We start from the raw sequence: 435 nt of genomic DNA, 5'->3' as shown, positions 1-435 counted from the left end.
GCGCTGATGACCGGCGAGGTGACCAACAGCCTGACCAAGGAGCGGGTCTCCAGCCAGCTGGCCCATGTGCCCGCGCGCGGGCAGGCGTCCGAATCCGGCGGCAGGGTGCGGGTGCTGAACCGGCTGCCGGGTCTGATCGCGGCCAAGGGCGAGTAGGAGAAGGGGGAGGGACCCGGATCCCGGGCCCTCCCCCTCTCGTAACAGCTCGGCGGATCAGCGGCTCAGGGGCCAGGCGATCGAGTCGTGGTCCAGCTCGCTCTGCTCGGCGCTGCCCGCGTACCGCGCGCAGGCTTCGGTGAGCGTCTCCAGCAGGGTCAGCGGGTCGGGCAGCTCGTGCTCGGGTCCCCGCACCCAGTGGACGTCGAGCTCACCGGGGAGCCGGGCGGGGGGCAGGAGTACGTAGCTCCCGCGGCAGTGCCAGCGCAGCCCCGGATG

1 pseudogene is annotated in these 435 nt (G+C 72.9%); it reads right to left on the bottom strand.

Annotation, left to right across the window (positions count from 1 at the left end):
• Window positions 1–213: 213 nt before the first annotated feature.
• A pseudogene (locus tag G3I71_RS47930) lies at window positions 214–435 on the bottom strand (DNA primase); the annotation flags it as partial.

This window comes from Streptomyces sp. SID12501 (assembly GCF_010550245.1).
GTDB lineage: Bacteria > Actinomycetota > Actinomycetes > Streptomycetales > Streptomycetaceae > Streptomyces.
The sequence above is the reverse complement of the archived record's forward strand: the minus strand, read 5'-3'. Positions and strand labels throughout refer to the sequence as shown.